General features: G+C 70.2%; 11 protein-coding genes and 1 pseudogene. 6 read left to right on the forward strand and 6 right to left on the reverse strand.

The features are described from left to right. Nucleotides 1–23: 23 nt before the first annotated feature. From ACFVYX_RS12620 to ACFVYX_RS12630, 3 genes are all read right to left on the reverse strand, one after another. Complete coding sequence (locus ACFVYX_RS12620) at nucleotides 24–422, reverse strand: arginine deiminase family protein (RefSeq protein ID WP_389681322.1); 399 nt, start codon at nucleotides 420–422, stop codon at nucleotides 24–26. Next, nucleotides 359–1645 (reverse strand): glycoside hydrolase family 6 protein, encoded by a 1287-nt coding sequence (locus ACFVYX_RS12625; RefSeq protein WP_389681323.1) that lies wholly within the window; start codon nucleotides 1643–1645, stop codon nucleotides 359–361. Before ACFVYX_RS12625 ends, ACFVYX_RS12620 begins: the two co-directional genes overlap by 64 nt. Nucleotides 1646–1735: 90 nt before the next feature. Further along, nucleotides 1736–2701, reverse strand: coding sequence for a glycoside hydrolase family 6 protein (locus tag ACFVYX_RS12630; RefSeq protein WP_389681324.1), 966 nt, complete (start codon nucleotides 2699–2701; stop codon nucleotides 1736–1738). A 297-nt stretch (nucleotides 2702–2998) separates the two neighbouring features. On the opposite strand from ACFVYX_RS12630, the gene ACFVYX_RS12635 reads away from it, so the two are divergent. From ACFVYX_RS12635 to ACFVYX_RS12660, 6 genes and pseudogenes are all read left to right on the forward strand, one after another. Continuing rightward, on the forward strand, nucleotides 2999–4012 hold the full coding sequence (locus tag ACFVYX_RS12635; RefSeq protein WP_389681325.1) for a LacI family DNA-binding transcriptional regulator: 1014 nt from the start codon (nucleotides 2999–3001) through the stop codon (nucleotides 4010–4012). Between the two features lie 148 nt (nucleotides 4013–4160). Further along, entirely contained in the window at nucleotides 4161–5474 is a 1314-nt protein-coding gene (locus ACFVYX_RS12640) for an extracellular solute-binding protein (RefSeq protein WP_389681326.1), read from the forward strand. A 123-nt stretch (nucleotides 5475–5597) separates the two neighbouring features. Further along, nucleotides 5598–6602, forward strand: a complete 1005-nt coding sequence (locus ACFVYX_RS12645) for a carbohydrate ABC transporter permease (RefSeq protein WP_389681327.1) — start codon at nucleotides 5598–5600, stop codon at nucleotides 6600–6602. A 13-nt stretch (nucleotides 6603–6615) separates the two neighbouring features. Continuing rightward, nucleotides 6616–7524: a carbohydrate ABC transporter permease gene (locus ACFVYX_RS12650; RefSeq protein ID WP_389681328.1), complete on the forward strand. Its 909-nt coding sequence runs from the start codon at nucleotides 6616–6618 to the stop codon at nucleotides 7522–7524. Nucleotides 7525–7575: 51 nt separating this feature from the next. Beyond that, nucleotides 7576–9027 carry a GH1 family beta-glucosidase gene (locus tag ACFVYX_RS12655; protein ID WP_389681329.1) on the forward strand — a complete coding sequence of 484 codons (1452 nt, stop codon included), beginning with the start codon at nucleotides 7576–7578 and terminating at the stop codon, nucleotides 9025–9027. 156 nt (nucleotides 9028–9183) lie between these two features. Further along, nucleotides 9184–9651: pseudogene (locus ACFVYX_RS12660) on the forward strand (transposase); the annotation flags it as partial. A 213-nt stretch (nucleotides 9652–9864) separates the two neighbouring features. Here ACFVYX_RS12660 and ACFVYX_RS12665 read toward each other — a convergent pair. The 3 genes from ACFVYX_RS12665 to ACFVYX_RS12675 all read right to left on the reverse strand — a co-directional run bounded on the left by ACFVYX_RS12665 (nucleotide 9865) and on the right by ACFVYX_RS12675 (nucleotide 16862). Next, nucleotides 9865–12492, reverse strand: a complete 2628-nt coding sequence (locus ACFVYX_RS12665) for an RICIN domain-containing protein (protein ID WP_389681330.1) — start codon at nucleotides 12490–12492, stop codon at nucleotides 9865–9867. Between the two features lie 37 nt (nucleotides 12493–12529). Beyond that, a complete protein-coding gene (locus tag ACFVYX_RS12670; RefSeq protein ID WP_389681331.1) occupies nucleotides 12530–14893 on the reverse strand; it encodes a non-reducing end alpha-L-arabinofuranosidase family hydrolase in 2364 nt (787 codons plus the stop codon). A 400-nt stretch (nucleotides 14894–15293) separates the two neighbouring features. Beyond that, entirely contained in the window at nucleotides 15294–16862 is a 1569-nt protein-coding gene (locus ACFVYX_RS12675; RefSeq protein ID WP_389681332.1) for a sigma-70 family RNA polymerase sigma factor, read from the reverse strand. Nucleotides 16863–17018 lie beyond the last annotated feature (156 nt).

Here is a 17018-nt window from a genome sequence, read left to right on the forward strand (position 1 = left end):
ACGGTGGAGGCGGCGGCCCCGGGTCACGACAGCTGATCGCCGGGTGTCCGGCGGGCCGTTGTGGCGGGCTGCGGGGCGCGGTAGACGGGGCGGGACATCCAACGGGGGCCACCGCGGCCCTTGACGAGTTCGTCCCCGTCGACGGCGGTCACGGTCACCCCGGCATCGCGCAACCGGCGCAGGACGTCCGCCGCCATGCCGTAACCGATGACGGCGCGGTCGCCGAGACAGAGGTAGTTGCACGCCGGCAGAGGCCACGACTGGTCCTGGGTGACGTCGATGACCGTGGCCCCCTGCTTCCGCGTGAGCCCGGCCGCGGGGAGTGGCCTCCCGGGGCCGGGCGTGGAAGGGGTGGAGATCAGCGGTTGAAGGTCAGCCGCGGTGCCGCGTTGCGGGCGAGGGTGTGGGCCTGCTCGGGCCACCAGGTGCCGGCGGGCGGGTCGACGATGCCGTACTCGGGGTCGATCGTGCCGCCGGTGTTGCGGGTGCAGCTGCCGTCGGACTCGCCGGGGATCTTGATCCACAGGTAGGCGTCGACGAGCGGGACGCCGGTGTCGGGGGTCGGGCGGGGTCCGAGGCCGCGACCGGGCGCGTTGCACCAGATCTCCGGGTCGCCGGTGTACTTGCCGGGCTCCGGGACCCAGGCGCCCAGACCGTTGCGGCTGGTGTCGATGACGAAGTGGTGCAGCGCGTTGTTCGGCGGGGTGCCTACGCTCTGATCGAACCAGGCGTCGGTCCAGCGCCAGGTGGCGGGGTCGGCGGAGTCGACCACGTTGCCGGGGGTGCCGTCGTTGGGCGCGGCGGGCGAGTAGTACTGGGTGGCGCACCAATCCGTGCGGCCGCGGGCGTGCTCGGGCCCTTCGGTTGCGAACCACATGCACTTGGCCATCCAGGTGCCGTAGCGCGCGTTGTGGTCGGTGGGGTGGGTGTTGGACACGTTGAGGGCGAAGCCGTCACTGTCCTGCACACCGGCGTCGAGCAGTCGCTGGGCCATCACGCCGACGGGCCGCCACAGGACGTTGCCCGCGTCGAGGTAGACCGCGGTGCGGGCCTTGGCCTTGATGGTCCTCACCGCGTACGCCAGATCGGCGATGCGGGCAGCCGTGAGTTCGCCGGTCGGGTCCACGTCCCGCCCGCAATCGCTGGGGAGGAGGGCCAGGCCGTCGGGTTCGACCACGACGACGGCCTTGCTGTCGCCGATGCCGGCGGCGAAGGCGTCGATCCACTGCCGGTAGGCGGCGGAGGACGCGGCGCCGCCGCTGGAGTACTGGGTGCAGTCCCGGCCCGGTACGTTGTAGGCGACCAGCACGGGGGTCCGGTTCACCACCCGCGCCTGGCGGACGAGGCTTCTGACCTTGACCTGAACCTCGTGGGGCGTACCCTCCGTGAACCACTCGGCCTGCGGCCAGCTCGCGAGCTTGGCCATGTTCACCGCGTTCGTGACGTCGCCGTTCTTCAGGTCGGTGAGCGCCTGCCTGGCGGCCTTGCTGTGCGGGTCCACGTAGAACTTTGTCGTGGGGGTGAGGGTGTCCCCGGCCGGTGCGGCCTGTGCCTGCGCCTGTCCCTGTGTCGCGGTGAGGGCGGCACAGGCCGCGAGCGCCGCGAGGGCGGTGGTCGCACGGCGCCGTAGGCTGCGTGACTTCATGAAGGCTCCTGGTCGAGGGGCGATGGGGATGAGAAGGGCCCTGTGGCCCGGTCGCGGGGCGGCGGAGACCGAGCCACAGGAGCCGGAAGGTCAGTAGCCGTAGATCATCTTGTAGGCGACCTCGGGGAGGAACTGTCCGGCCGTGGAACCGGTTCCGACACCGCAGTTGCCGTCGGACTCACCGGGAGCCTTGATCCACAGCAGCATCTCGGCGCCGCCTCCCAACCGGGTGGGGGTGCCGATGCGGCGGCCGGCCGCGTTGCACCACTCGCCGTTGGCGCCGTTGCCGTTGCGGCTGGTGTCGACGACGAACGGCTTGGTGTAGCCGTAGCGGGCGGCCAGTTCGCTGTTGACGGCGTTGCCGTAGGCGGTGTTCTGGGCGGTGGTGTAGTAGTTCGAGATGTTGAGGGAGAAGCCGTGGGCCTGGCGGAGGCCGGCTTCGTGGAGGCGCTGGGCCATCGTCGCCGCGCTCACCCAGCCGGGGTTGCCCGCGTCCAGGTAGACCCAGGTGTTCGGTGCCTGGCGGTTGAACTCGGTGAGGGCGCCGTTGATCATGCCCTGACGTTCGCGGATCTGAGTCTGGTTCAGGCATCCGTAGTCCGCGAGGGAGTCGGGTTCGAGGAGGACGACGGCCGGGCGGTTGGCGATCCCGCCGGCGAACTGGGCGATCCAGGTCGCGTAGGCGGACGGGGAGGCGGCACCGCCTCCGGAGTGCCCGCCGCACGAGTCGCGAAGATAGATGTTGTACGCCACCAGGATGGGGAGTTTGTCCGAGTGGTCAGCCGCTCCCACGTACGCCCCCGTGGCGGTGCCGATGGTGCCGCTCCAGGCGCCGAACCAGCGGGCCATGGGCGTGTTGGCGAGGGACGTGTTGATCGCGGGCGCCCGGCCGTCACCGGGGTGGGCGGCGACCCACTGCCTCGCGCTGGAGTTCGGGTCCGCGTAGAACCCGCTGGTCATGGTGGTCGGGTCCGCCGCGTGGGCGGACGATGTGACGGTGAGCACCAACGGCAGCGCGATGACGGCTGCCGCGAGGGCACGGATGCTGCGGCGCATGGCGGTACCTCGATTCCTGAGGGGGGAGCGCCGCACACTCTCGTCCCGAGCGGGCGGCGCACTGAGGAAGTGCGGTGGTACGGCACCCCTGAGCGTGGAAGCGCTCCCATTTGAAGCGATCCCAGAATGGCCTTCGGCGCCCTGGGGTGTGGCCGGTATCGTGTGACGCCCTGTCGCACCTGTCAAGTGGGTCCACTTAACCGGCACTTCACATAACTGCGGGAAGGCTTTACAGTCTGGGAACTGGAAGCGCTCCCAGTCTTCCATGTGTTCTGGATGTGACAGGAGAGGCGGATCATGACCGAAGGCGTGTCACGCCGGCAGTCGACACTCGAAGAGGTGGCCGAACTGGCGGGTGTCTCACGGTCGGTGGCCTCCCGTGCGCTCAACAACGCCCCGCACGTCAGCCGTGCCAAGCGCGAGGCGGTCGAACGGGCCGTCCGCCAGCTCGGTTACGTACCCAATCCGACCGCCCGCGCACTGGCGACCCGTCAGACCGGCGCGGCCGCCCTGGTCGTCTCGGGGGAGGATCCTTCGATCTTCGCGGACCCGTTCTTCGCCCAGGTGATCGTGGGGGCATCGGCCGCCCTGGAGGACGCCGATCTGCACCTCATGCTCTGCCTGGCCGCATCCGACCGGGGGCGCAGGCGCGTGGAGCAGCTCTTGAGGTCCAAGGGCGCCGACGGTGTGATGCTGATGGCACTGCGCGAGGACGACCCGCTGTCCCGCATGGCCGAGGAGGCGGAGATGCCCGTCGTGTTCGGCGGGCGACCGGTCGGCATGGATCCCCGGTGGTACGTGGACGTCGACAACGTCGGCGGAGCGCGCGCGGCGACCGAGTACCTGATCGCGGCCGGCCGGACCAGGGTGGCCACGATCTGCGGGCGCCTGGACACCGAGGTCGGGAGAGCCCGGTATCGCGGCTACCAGGACGCCATGCTGGCGGCAGGGCTGGAACCGTACCCCTCGGAGGGCGGCGACTTCACCGAGCCCAGCGGGGCCGCCGCCATGGCCGCGCTCCTCGCGAACCATCCCGACCTGGACGGGGTGTTCGCCGCCAGTGACAACATGGGGGCCGGGGCGCTGCGCACGCTGCGCAAGGCCGGCCGCCTGGTCCCCTCTGACGTCGCCGTGATCGGCTTCGACGACTTGGCCGTGTCCCGGATCGCCGACCCGCCGCTCACCACGGTGCACCAGCCCATAGAGGGTCTCGGCCGAGAGATGGCGCGGATGCTCGTCGCTCTCATCGACGGCCAGGATCCCACCCCTCTGATCCTCCCCACGCGTCTGGTCATCCGCGCCAGCGCCTGACGAGCCGACCTCGCCGCCCACCTCTGCGGCGAGGTCCCGTCACCCCCTTTTTTGGGAGCGCTCCCAAAAGTTCCTCCGCGTCGGCCGCCGAAGAGGCAAGGCTCTGCCCGGCGTACCCCTTCCATCCTTTACGCATCGAGGAGATGCCATGTCCCGCTCGTTCGTGCCGCCCACCCGTACCCGCCGCTCCGCGGTCCTCGCCCCGGCGGCCGTGGCCTTCGCGCTCGCCCTCACCGGCTGCTCGTCCTCCGGAGACGGCTCCACCTCGGCGGACGGGAAGATCACCCTGACCGTCGGCACCTTCGGGACCTTCGGCTACAAGGAGGCCGGCCTGTACGACGCGTACATGAAGCAGCACCCCCAGATCGTCATCAAGGAGAACCCGACGACCGTCGAGGGCAACTACTGGACCGCACTGCAGACCCGGCTGTCCGGCGGCGGACTCGACGACGTCCAGGCCCTCGAGGTCGGCCGCATATCCCTGGCCACGTCCGAGGACCTCGCCGACGCCTTCGCCGACCTGTCCGACGCGCCCGCCGTCAAGAAGGAGAACTACCTGCCCTGGAAGTGGGAGCAGGCCACCACCACCGACGGCAGGACGATCGGACTGGGCACCGATGTCGGCCCGATGGCCATCTGCTACCGCCAGGACCTCTTCAAGGCCGCGGGCCTCCCCTCCGAGCCCGAGGCGGTCGGCAGGCTCTGGGCGGGCGACTGGGCGAAGTTCGTCGAGACAGGCAAGCGGTACCAGGCCAAGGCCCCCCGCGGCACCTTCTTCATGGACAGTGCCAGCGGACTGTTCAACGCCGTCGTCTCCAGCAGCCCTGTCCAGTATTACAAGGACGGCAAGCTCGCCTACAAGGACTCGGCCGGCGTCAGGACCGCCTGGGACCTGGCCGTCAAGGCCGTCCAGGGCAGGACCAGCCAGGGCCTGAAGATGTTCGACACCCCCTGGCAGACCGCGTTCTCCAAGTCCACTTTCGCCACCACCGTCTGCCCCTCCTGGCAACAGGCCAACATCCAGCAGTTCTCCGGTCCGTCCAACAAGGGCAAGTGGAACATCGCCCAGCCCCCGGCCGCAGGCAACTGGGGCGGTTCCTTCCTCGCCGTGCCGGCCTCCGGCAAGCACGTCGACGAGGCCAAGAAGCTCGTCGCCTGGCTCACCGCACCCGAGCAGCAGGCGAAGGTCTTCCAGAAGGTCGGCAACATCCCCGCCAACCAAGCCGCCCATGACCTGCCCGGCGTCATCGGCTACAAGAACCCCTACATCGGGCCCGACGCGGCCACCGGCCGGATCTTCTCCACCGCCGCCAAGGCCATCAAGCCCGCCGAGACCGGCCCCCGCGCGGGCGACCTGACCGGGGCGTTCGGCACCGGCGTCCTGCTCATGGAACAGAACGGCAAGAGCCCCGAAGAGGCGTGGAACGCCACCGTGCGCCAGATCGACAGCACCATCCAGTAACGCCCCGCCTCGTCCCACGCCTCTCCTCGGCCTCCGTCGCAGGGGAGGAGGCCGGTCCACCGGGGAGCCGGCCGCCTCTCCCTGGGTGACGACACCGGCCGTGACCACCGAAGGAACCCGCCCGTGGCCTCCACGACCGCACCGAGCCGCAACGGCCCCGCCGACCGGCAAGACACCCCGCCGCCCCCCGCACACGCCGCAGGCCCCTCGGCCTGGCGCAGCCGCCTCCACCGCTGGGACACCAAGGGCACGCCGTACGCCCTCGTCGCACCCTTCTTCCTCGTCTTCGCCGCCTTCGGCCTCTTCCCGCTGCTCTACACCGGATGGCTGTCCTTCCACCAGGTCAGCCTCTACAACGTCGACCGCGCCGAATGGGTCGGCCTGCGCAACTACACGGACCTGTTCACCGGCCAGGTCAGCCACTACTTCTGGAACGCCCTCCTCAACACCTTCACCCTGGGAATCCTCTCCACCGTCCCCCAGCTGCTGATGGCCCTGGGCCTCGCCCACCTCCTCAACTACCGCCTCCGCGCCCGCGGATTCCTGCGCACGGCTCTCCTCGCCCCGTACGCGACCTCCGTCGCCGCGGCCACCCTCGTCTTCGCCCTCATCTTCAGCCCGGAGGGAGGCATGGCCAACTGGCTCCTCGGCCTGTTCGGGGCCGGGCCCGTGCACTGGGAAGCCGGCCGCTGGAGCTCGCAGTTCGCGATCTCCGTGATCGTCACCTGGCGCTGGACCGGCTACAACGCCCTGATCTACCTCGCTGCCATGCAGGCCGTGCCGCGCGAGCTGTACGAGGCCGCCGCCCTGGACGGCGCCAACCGCTGGCAACAGTTCCTGCACGTCACGATCCCCGCCCTGCGCCCCACGATCCTCTTCACTGTGATCGTCTCGACCATCGGAGCCACCCAGCTCTTCGGCGAGCCCTACCTGTTCGGCGGCCAGAGCGGCCATCAGGGCGGCACCGACCACCAGTACGAGACCCTGGGGATCCTCATGTACGACCAGGGCTTCCACTCCAGCATGCTCGGGCGCGCCAGCGCGGTCGCCTGGATCATGTTCGGCCTGCTGTTGCTCATCGGACTCGTCAACGCGCTGATCACCCGCCGCCTGCGCGCCTCCCAGTGACGTGGAGTACGACATGACCACCACCACACCCCTGTCCGACCGCCCTCGCCGGACGGCGGCGCGACCGCCCGCCCGCGCCGGCAGGGCCGGCGGCCAGCACCGGGCCGGGCCGCTCGCCCACATCGTCCTCGGACTCGCGGCCCTGGCCTCGCTGTTCCCGCTGTACTGGACGCTGGTCGCGGCGTCCAGCGACAGCCACGCGGTCGTCTCCAGCCCACCGCCGATGCTGCCCGGCGGCAACCTCTTCGAGAACCTCACCTACGTCTGGAACAACGCCGGCGGGCGCGGCATGGGGGTCGCCCTGCTCAACTCCACGCTCGTCGCCGCGACAGTCACCGCAAGCACGGTGACCTTCTCCGTCCTCGCCGGCTTCGCCTTCGCCAAACTCCGATTCCGGGGAAAGAAGGTCATGCTCGGCCTGGTCCTGTCCACCCTCGCCGTGCCTGCCCAGCTCAGCGTCGTACCCCTGTTCATCCTCACCAGGAACCTGGGACTCGGCAATCACCTCGGGGCCCTGATCCTGCCTGTCCTGGTCACCGCCTTCGGTGTCTTCTTCATGCGCCAGTTCCTCGCGCAGGCCCTGCCCACCGAACTCCTGGAAGCCGCCCGCGTCGACGGCGCCAACTCGCTGCGTGTCATCTGGCACGTCGTCTTCCCGGTCGCCCGCCCCGCGATGGCGGTCCTGGGCATGCTCACGTTCGTCCAGTCCTGGAACGACTTCCTGTGGCCGATCATCGTGATGAACGGCTCCACCAACCCCACCGTCCAGGTCGCCCTCGCCGGACTGGGAACCGGCTGGTCGACCGACTGGTCCGTCATCACGGCCGGAGCACTCATGGGCACCCTGCCCCTCCTCCTGGTCTTCGTGCTCTTCGGCCGTCACATCGTCGGCGGCATCACCCAAGGCGCCGTCAAGGGCTGACCCGTTCCTTCTCTCCGCACAACAACCCCTCTGCCACCAGGGAGACCCGTCATGTCCGCAACCCCTGTCAACACCCCCGTCACCGCCCCGAGGGCCGTCGACCGACTGCACTTCCCGCCCGGATTCCTCTGGGGCGCGGCCACCGCCGCCTACCAGATCGAGGGCGCCGTAGCCGAGGACGGCCGCACCCCCTCCATCTGGGACACCTTCTCCCGCACCCCCGGCAAGGTCGCCGACGGAGACACCGGCGACATCGCCTGCGACCACTACCACCGCTACCGCACCGACGTGACCCTGATGTCCCACCTCGGCCTCCAGGCCTACCGCTTCTCCCTCGCCTGGCCGCGCGTCCAGCCCGACGGCCGGGGGCCCGTCAACGCCGCCGGCCTCGACTTCTACAGCCGACTCGTCGACGAACTCCTCGACGCCGGCGTCCAGCCCGTCGCCACCCTGTACCACTGGGACCTTCCCCAGGCGCTGGAGGACGAGGGCGGCTGGACGGTACGCGAGACCGCCGAGCGCTTCGGCGAGTACGCGGCCCTGGCCGCCGAGGTCCTCGGCGACCGGGTGGCACTGTGGACCACCCTCAACGAGCCCTGGTGCTCGGCCTTCCTCGGCTACGGCTCCGGCGTCCACGCGCCCGGCCGGACCGACCCCGCCCTCGCCCTGCGCGCCGCACACCACCTCAACCTCGGCCACGGCCGCGCTACCACCGCCCTGCGCGCGACCCTGCCCTCCCATGCCCGGATCGCGGTTTCCCTCAACCTCCACCAGGTCCGCCCGCTCACCACGGACCCGGCCGACCTCGACGCGGCCCGCCGCATCGACGCCGTAGCCAACCGCGTCTTCACCGGTCCGATGCTCTCCGGCGGGTACCCGGCCGACCTCCTCACCGACACCGCCCACGTCATCGACTGGGACACCCTCGTCAAGCCCGGCGACGAGACCGCCATCGGCGCCCCCATCGACCTCCTGGGCATCAACTACTACACCCCCGCCGTCGTCTCCGCACCGGTGGCCGGAGCGGCCGCGGTCAACCACGCCCACGGCGAGAGCGACCACTCCCCGTGGCCCGGCTCCGAGGACGTCAACTTCCACCTCCCGCCCGGCGACACCACCGACATGGGCTGGACCATCGACCCCACCGGCCTCTACGACCTCCTCATGGCCACCTCCCGCGCCCACCCCGGCCTTCCCCTGGCGATCACCGAGAACGGCGCCGCCTTCCCCGACATCCGCTCGGCGGACGGCCTCTTCCACGACCAGGAGCGGATCGACTACGTCCACCAGCACCTGGCGGCCGTCCACCAGGCCATCGCCGACGGGGCCGACGTACGCGGCTACTTCCTCTGGTCCCTGCTCGACAACTTCGAGTGGGCCTACGGCTACCAGAAGCGCTTCGGCGCTGTTCACGTCGACTACACCACCCAGCTGCGCACCCCGAAGGCCAGCGCCCGCTGGTACTCCCAGGCCATCTCCGCGAACGCGATCCCGCCTGTGTGAGCTCCGGGCACGAAGCGGTCGTACTGCTCGTGCCGGACGATCGCCGACCCGGCGCCGTCGTACGCGTCGAGCCGCGCGAAGGCGACGGCCGCGATCTCGTACGGGAGGCGTTCACGCTCCGCCCTGCACGGCAGGATCCTGCCGGTGCCGAAAGGACCGGTTCCGCGGGTGATCGGCGTGGACGATTTCGCCCTGCGCCGCCACCGCTACGCCACCATCATCACGGACGCCGAGACCGGCAGGCGTGTCGCGGTGCTGCCCGACCGCGAGGCCGCGACGCTGGAATCCTGGCTGCGCGAGCAGGGCAGCGGCGTCGAGGTCGTGTGCCGGGACGGCTCGGCCACCTACGCCGGGGCCGTCCGCCGCGTTCTGCCCGACGCGGTGCGGGTCAGCGACCGCTGGCACCTCTGGCGCAACCTGTGCGACAAAGTCCTGCTCGAAGTCCGCGTCCACGCCGGCTGCTGGGCCACCATCAACCCGCCCCGCCCCGGCGGAGTACGCGAGCAGTCCACCCGCGAACGCTGGAACAAGGTCCACGATCTCCTCGGCCAGGGCGTCGGCCTGCTCGAACGCGCCCGCCGCCCGCAACTGGCCCTCAACACCGTCAAGCGTTACGCGCGCATGCACGGACGCGCCGGATTCGACCTCCTTCGCCACCGCATCCTCCTGCACTGACGGACACCCCACGTCACCACCGACTACGGGCCAGAGCCGTTCGATTGTCAGACCCGAAAGCCGCCCTCCAACCGGTATGTCGCACCGGTCAAGAGGGCGGCCTTCTGCTACTGGTAGCGCGTCAGCTCGTGTGTTGGACGTGCGTCCGGTCCCGCGGCGGGGTCAGGACGGGTCGCCGTACTGAAGGCCGCGTCCGTTCGTGCCGACGTACACGCGACCGAAGGTGTCGGGGTCGCCGGTGATGACGCCGACGCCGCCGATGCTGCCCCACTGGTGGGCGTCGTCGTTGACGCGGAGCCAGGTGGCGCCCTTGTCGGTGGAGCGGAAGACGCCGGTGACGTCCTTGACGGTGCCGATCATGTACAGAGACTGGTAGGAGGCGCCGCGTGCGGCCTTTCCGAAGCCGAGGGCGGAGGCGGACTTCACGGTGGTGAGCCTGGTGAAGGTGCGGCCGCCGTCGGTGGAGTGCAGCAGCCCCTGACCACCGCCGGCGATCCACAGGTCCCCCGCGACGCCGGGGACGGCCGTGAGCCGGCCGTCGGCGGGCAGGCCGGTCGCCCGGGCGGTGAAGGTCGCTCCGCCGTCGGTGCTGACGTGGAGCGTGCCGCCGGACAGCGAGTAGAACGTCCTGGCCGAGGAGCGGTCGGCGACGACCACGGCGCCGGTGCCCAGGCCACTGACCCTCGACCACCTCGTCCCCTTGTCGGTCGTGCGGTACGGGCCCTGGCCGGCCTGGGTCCAGACGATGGCGGAGCCGTCCGCCGAGAGCGCGACACGACCGTCCTGGGCGCCTGCCACCGGCTCCGTCTTGAAGCCGTTCCAGCTGATGCCGCCGTCGGTGGAGTAGGCACCGTCCCGCGTGCCGCCGCGGCCGACACGGACCATGACCGAGGGGTTGGACTGGGCGAAGTCGATGTCGGTGCTGTTGGTCATCATCGGGTTGCTCAGCCGCCCGGCGGGCACCTTGGTCAGGTCCTCGTGGCGGAAACCGCCTTGGTCGCCCATGGCGGTGATGACGGTGGCACCGCCGGGCGGGGCGATCGCGTCCATCAGCGCGGTCTCCTCAAGGCCACGCGCCCCCATGGCCCAGTGGCTGGTGCCGCCGCTGTCGGAGGCATTGGCGTCCTTGCTGCGCAGGATGCCGTTGCCGGTGCCGTACAGCACGTGCCCGGAGTCGAAGGGGTCGATGGCCAGGGCGGTCATCCAGTGCCCGGTGTGGGTGCCGACGTACGGAGCGGCCGAGGCGTTCCGCACCGACTTGTCGGCCAGTGCCTTCCAGGTCGTGCCGGCGTCGGTGGTCCGGTAGATCTCGTCCTCGGGCCACCAGCGGCCGAGGGTGGTGACCATCACCGTGGACGGCCTGCGCGGGTCGACGGCCAGACCGGAGAACCCGTAGGAGCCCTGGGACGGGGAGACGTTCTTCCACGCCCCGCCGGCCGGCGTGTGCTTCCACACCGAGCCCGCCGTCACGCCGTTGGGTCCGAGGTTGTTGGTGTACGTCAGGTACAGCGAGCCGTCACCGGAGAGCACCCCGTGTTGCGGCAGCTGACCGGTGGGCTGCCCGGGGACGGCCTGCCAGGTGCTGCCGCCGTCGGTGGAGCGGTACAGGGAGGTGGACCTGTCGGCGACGCCGACGTAGATCGTCCTGCTGCCGGCCGGGCCGTACGTCACGAAGGAGATGCCCGCGCCGCTGCTCGCCCCGTTCTTGACGGGGAACGTGGAGACCTGCCGCCACGTCACACCGCTGTCCGTGCTGCGCCACAGACCGTCCTTGCGGGTGCCGAGCAGCAGGGTGCCGTTGTCCGAGGGGTCGACCACGAGCCGCTCGCCCGCCCCGCGGCCGTCCTCGTTGCCGCCCAGCTTGAACGGCAGATCAGTGCGCTCGAAGGTGCGGCCCCGGTCGGCGGAGCGCAGGATCGCGCCGTTGCCGGCCCACGCGTTGGTGTAGGTGCCCGCCGCGAGGTAGAGGCGGTTCGGGTCCACGGGGTCGGTGGCCACCGCGTCGATGCCCAGCAGGTTCCAGTCCTTCTCACCGACCCAGTCCGTCAGCGGGATCCACTGCTCGGCACCGGTGTCCCAGCGGTAGGCGCCGCCCATGTCGGTACGCGCGTACAGCAGGCCCTTCTCCCGCGGGTTGAACACCAGCCCCGTGACGTAACCGCCGCCGACCACCTGGGCGTTCCGCCATGTGTACGGGCCGGCCGCGGCTGTCGGGGCAGCGGCCGCCTTCACCAGCTTCCACTGCTGATTGGTGCTGCCCCTGCCCGGATACTGAATGATCGCCGCGCCCTGGGCCGTGGAGCCTCCGGAGACGTCCAGGACCAGGCCGCTGGCGCGGGAGGTGAACGTGACGGCGTCGGTACCGCTCACCGTGTCGATCTGCCACTCCTGGGAGGGTGACGAGCTGTCGGTCTGCTGCTCGGCGGCGGCCGACCGGGCGGTCGAGCCGCCGGCTATGCCGAGCACTTTGCCGCTGTTGCGGTTCACCAGCTCGTAGTAGCCGTCGCCGGTGGACCTCAGCCTCCACTGCTGGTTGGCAGTGTTCTGGTCGGTCCACTGCTGGATGCGGGTGCCGTCGGCGGTGGAGAAGGCGTTGACGTCCAGCGCCTTGCCGCTGCGCACGGAGACCAGCCGGTAGTAGGCGTTGCCGTCGACCGTCGCGGCCTGCGAGTCGTCCTGCACGAACAGGAGGTACGGCACGACGGTGGCGGGCACACCGAGCAGCAGGGCGGTGGCGGTCCTGCGACGACGGTGACGTCCGCGACGCCCGCCGTTCGTGGGGTTGTTCATGGGGGGTTTCTCCTAGTGCAACCGTGGGTCGGGCGGGTCAGCGCTGCAGGGTGAGGACACCCGGCCGGTACGGCAGTCGGTCGTAGGGGCCGTCCGCGGTGGGGGACTTGCCCTGGTAGAGGAGCTGCAGGTTGCAGGGGTCGATGGTCATGGTCTGATCGGGGTTGGTGCGGATCAGATCACCGTGGCTGATGTCGTTGGTCCAGGTGGCACCGCTGTTGGCCTTGCCCGCGAAGGGGTTGCTTTCGCCGGCGGCTTGCGGGGTCCACGAACCGCTCAGGCTGGTGGCCGTGAAGGAGCGGAAGTAGCGGTGCTCATTCGCACCCCGAGCCTCGACGATCATGAGGTACTGGTTCTGGCCCTGGACCTTGTAGACCTGCGGCGCCTCGAACAGGTTCTTCGCCGTGTCGCTCATGACCGTCGTGTACGAGGAGCCGAAACTGCCCGGGAAGTTCCCGATCGGCATGCTCGCCCGGTAGATCTTGCCGTTGTCACCGGCGAAGAAGAGGTACATGTTCCGGTCGTCGGCGATCAGCGTCTGGTCGATCGGACCGGTGCCGGACTCGGTGCGGGGGATGCTGCCGGTGAACAGTGGCTGCGGCGCGGACCAGCCGTTGGGGTTGGTGGGGTCGCTCGACGTGCGGTAGCTGAAGGGCGATGCCCCCCATTGGTACGCCAGCACCCAGATCTTCTTGGGTGCGAAGTAGAACAGCGTGGGCGCCACCGCGTTCTGGCTCATCCTGGTCTGCCCGGCCGCCGCCATGTCCGACCAGTTCGTGAAGGGGCTGAAGGCCATCGAGCCGTAGGAGGTGCCCGACGCGCTCGACGCGTAGACCAGGTGCTTGCCGCCCAGCGTCACATGCGTGAAGTCCTTCAGCGCGGCCCACCCGTTCGACGGCTGCGCGAGGGGACCGGTCGAACTCCACTTGTACGTCGACGGAAGAGCACACGTACCTCCGCCCGTCCCGGACGGGACTGCCCACTTCTGGTTGTTGACGGACGCGCAGGTGTACAGCTGGATCCTGGTGCCGTTCGCGGTGGCCGCGCCGATGGCGTCGAGGCACAGCCCGGACTGGACGCCGGTGATCGTGCCGTTGGTGTTGATGTTCCACCGCTGGTTGGCGCCGCCGTTGCAGTCCCAGATGACCACCGGGGTGCCGTTGGCGGTGCCCTTGCCCTTGGCGTCCAGGCACTTGTTGTCGTGCGCCTTCAGCTGCTTGGCGGCGGTGTAGGTCCAGCGCTGGTTGGCCTGTCCACTGCAGTCCCACAGTTGCGCCTGGGTGCCGTTGGCCGTGGCGGAGCCGGGGATGTCGACACAGCGGCCGGAGGCCACGCCCTTGATCCCACCGGTACCGTCGGCAGGCGTGACCGGGCGGGTACCTGAACCGGAGTTGAACGCCCGCGCGACGGCGGTGTACGCGGGCTTGGGCTTGCCGTTGTTGTCGAACAGCAGGGGTTTCTCGCCGCTGCGCCAGGAGTCGCTGTCACGGACGCCCCACACCGTGATGCCGGTGCACCGGGCCACGGACAGGCAGGTACCGACCGTGTTCGCGTAGTGGGTGGGTGAGGCCTGGGCGATGTCCAGCTCGGTGATCTGGACGTCGACGCCCAGGGCGGCGAAGCCGGCCAGGGTGGTCCTGAAGCTCGCCGGCGGGCCTCCCGCCCCGAAGTGGCTCTGGAACCCGACACAGTCGATGGGCACGCCGCGGGACGTGAAGTCCTTGACCATGCGGTAGACACCCTGGGTCTTGGCGTCCGACCAGTTCTCGATGTTGTAGTCGTTGTAGCAGAGCTTGGCCGAGGGGTCGGCCGCGCGGGCGGTGCGGAACGCTTCCTCGACGAAGCCGTTGCCGAGCACCTTCTGGAAGACCGAGTCGCGGAGTTGGCCGCTGCCGCCGTCGGCGAAGGCCTCGTTGACGACGTCCCAGGCGTAGATCTTGCCCTTGTAGTGGGCCACCTGCGTGGTGATGTGATGGTTCATCACGCTGCGCAGCGTGCCGGCGTCGCGGATGGCGCCGACCCAGGAGGGGAGCTGCGAGTGCCAGACCGTGGTGTGGCCGCGCAGGCGCTGGCCGCGTGCCAGGGCACGATTGACGATCCGGTCCGCGGGGCCGAACTGGAAGTTGCCGCGGGACGGTTCGATGGCGTCCCACTTCATCTCGTTCTCCGGGGTGATCATGTTGAACTCCCGGTCCGCGATCGCGGTGTAGGCGGAGTCGCCGAGCCTGCCGGCGGCCACAGCCGTGCCGAAGTACCTACCCGAGGGGGCCGCCTGGGTACCCAGGCCCGCGGCTCCGGCGGAGCTGGGGAGGAACGTCACGACACCGGCCACCACCGCAGCGGCCGACAGACCTGTCGCAACTGTTCGGCGACGCCGGCGGAGCCGGTGCAGGCCCTTCATGATTCTCCTCGGGGGTCCTGCGTACCGGTCGCCCGGAGTTCATGGATGTGCTGCGTCATGGGAGGAACTTTCTTCAGGGGACGCGTCAGGCGGGGAAGTCGGCCTGCCGCGCCGGCACGTCATGGCGGGCAGCAGGAGGGACACCCCTGAAGAGGAGGCTTCCGAGCACGCAGGCTCGTAACAGAAATGTCGCACCGCCCGCAGGATTGCCCGGTGATGCATCTCGCAGGCGGAAAGCGTTATGCCGAGCGCCGTGGCCGGCCGCGCCCGCTGAGAGAGGGCGACCGGACTGATCAACGGTGAACGCCGGTCACGGCGTGGTGCAGGAGCCGTGCGGGATCGTGCTGAAGGATCACCAGCTGTCTTCGTGACTCGGACGGGTCGCCCGAGGAGCGGGTGGTCACGCCCAGGGCCTGCGCACGACGAAGGAAGCCTGGCCGGCGAAGGCCCGTGTGCCGTCGGATCCGTCGAGCCAGATGCCACCGTCGCGGTGGCGGAGAACCGAGCCGGGATAGTTGTGCGCGTGCAGGGTGACCGACCCGGCGACCGCCCCGGGACGGGGACAGAAGGTCGCGTCCTCACGGAACAGTGCGCTGCCGTCGTCGGTGCTCAGGCGTAGCCGGAGGTAATGGTGGCGAAGATACCGGCCGTCCGCAGCACGGAAGGTGACGCACCGTGGGTCGGCCAGTCCGCTGACGACCGTGAAGGTGACCCGTTGCCGTGCCCGCTCGCCGCTTGACGCGGACACCGGGCCGAGCGCCGCGAAGCCGCCGTCGTACGTGACGAACTGGCCGGGCTGGTCCACGGACTCCAGTGACTGCGCGCCCAGCGGAACCGTGCCTGGGACGGCGGACGGACCCACCGGCGACGGTGAGGCCGACGGGATGGCCGGCGGGGTGGTGGGCGACGGCATCGGCGTGGGAGTACCGCTCGTGGAGGCGGCGACCGTGGGAGCGGCGGTGACGCCGGGCACCGGAGGCGCCTGGTCGGGCCAGGCCGCGTAGGTGGCGGTCCCGGCGATGAGCACCGCGCCGGTGGCGAGGCTCACCAGCGGATGGGCGGTCACCGCGGGGAGTTTGCCGAGCAGCGTGCCGTGCAGACCGCCTCCTCCCGTCGCCGTGCCGGCGGTGACGTGTGCTGTGGCCAGCCCGGCGGCGTTCGCGGCCGCACCCGACAGCAGGCCCTTGGCGGTCAGAGCGGCGACGAGTGCGGCCGGGACGGCCAGCGGCGCGAGGCTGAGGAGCAGCAGTTCGGCGGGAACCCGTTCTGCCGTCGTCGCCGTGCAGATCGGGCAGTCGCGGGTGTGCCGCGCGATCCGCTTGCGCCACACGGACGTACGCAGACCGTCCCAGCCGACGACGGTCTCGTTCAGGCTCGGACAGCGCGGGTCCGCCTCCAGCGCGGCGACGATCGTCCGGCTCAGTTCCCATTGCTCGCGCATGCGCTGCACGCGAACTCCGGTGTGGGCGACACTGAGCCCCATCGCGTCAGCGATGTCCTGACGGCTCAGCAAGCCGGCGCATTCCTGCCACCACAGCGACAGCAGCACCCGATGATCCGGGTCGAGCCACCGGCCGGCTTCGACCGCATGACGGCGTTCGTCCGACATGCGCAGGCGCAGGATCGTCACGTCCTCGAGCACGCCGCCGACGTTCGGCACCCGGAGTGCCTCGTCGATGACCGTGGTCCGGTCGGCGAGAGTGCGCTGCCGGTGCCAGTGGGTATTGATCTGGCGGAGCGTGATGGACACCAGCCAGGACCGGAAGCTTTCCGGGGCACGCAGGGCGGGCAGGTCGCGCACCACACGCAGCAGGGTCTCCTGTACGACGTCGTCGGCGTCGGCATGTCCGCTCAGCGCTCGCCCGACGATGTTGTAGAGCAACGGCAGGTACGCGGCGATCAGCTCCTCGCGCGCCCGGTCGTCACCGGCCTGCGCCGCGACGACCAGCTCCGCGTGATCCGCGTCCATGAGCCCCATTCCCACCTCTTCAGTGGATAGATCCGCCGAGTACGGCGCCATACCTTAGCGTCGGCGAAGGAGCGCGCCTCACAGCACCCGCACCCGGCACGATCGACGTCCGCTCGACGCCTCGCCCTGCGTCACGGAACGTCACGACTGAAAGGC

Source organism: Streptomyces sp. NPDC058326 (genome assembly GCF_042879855.1).
Classification (GTDB): domain Bacteria; phylum Actinomycetota; class Actinomycetes; order Streptomycetales; family Streptomycetaceae; genus Streptomyces.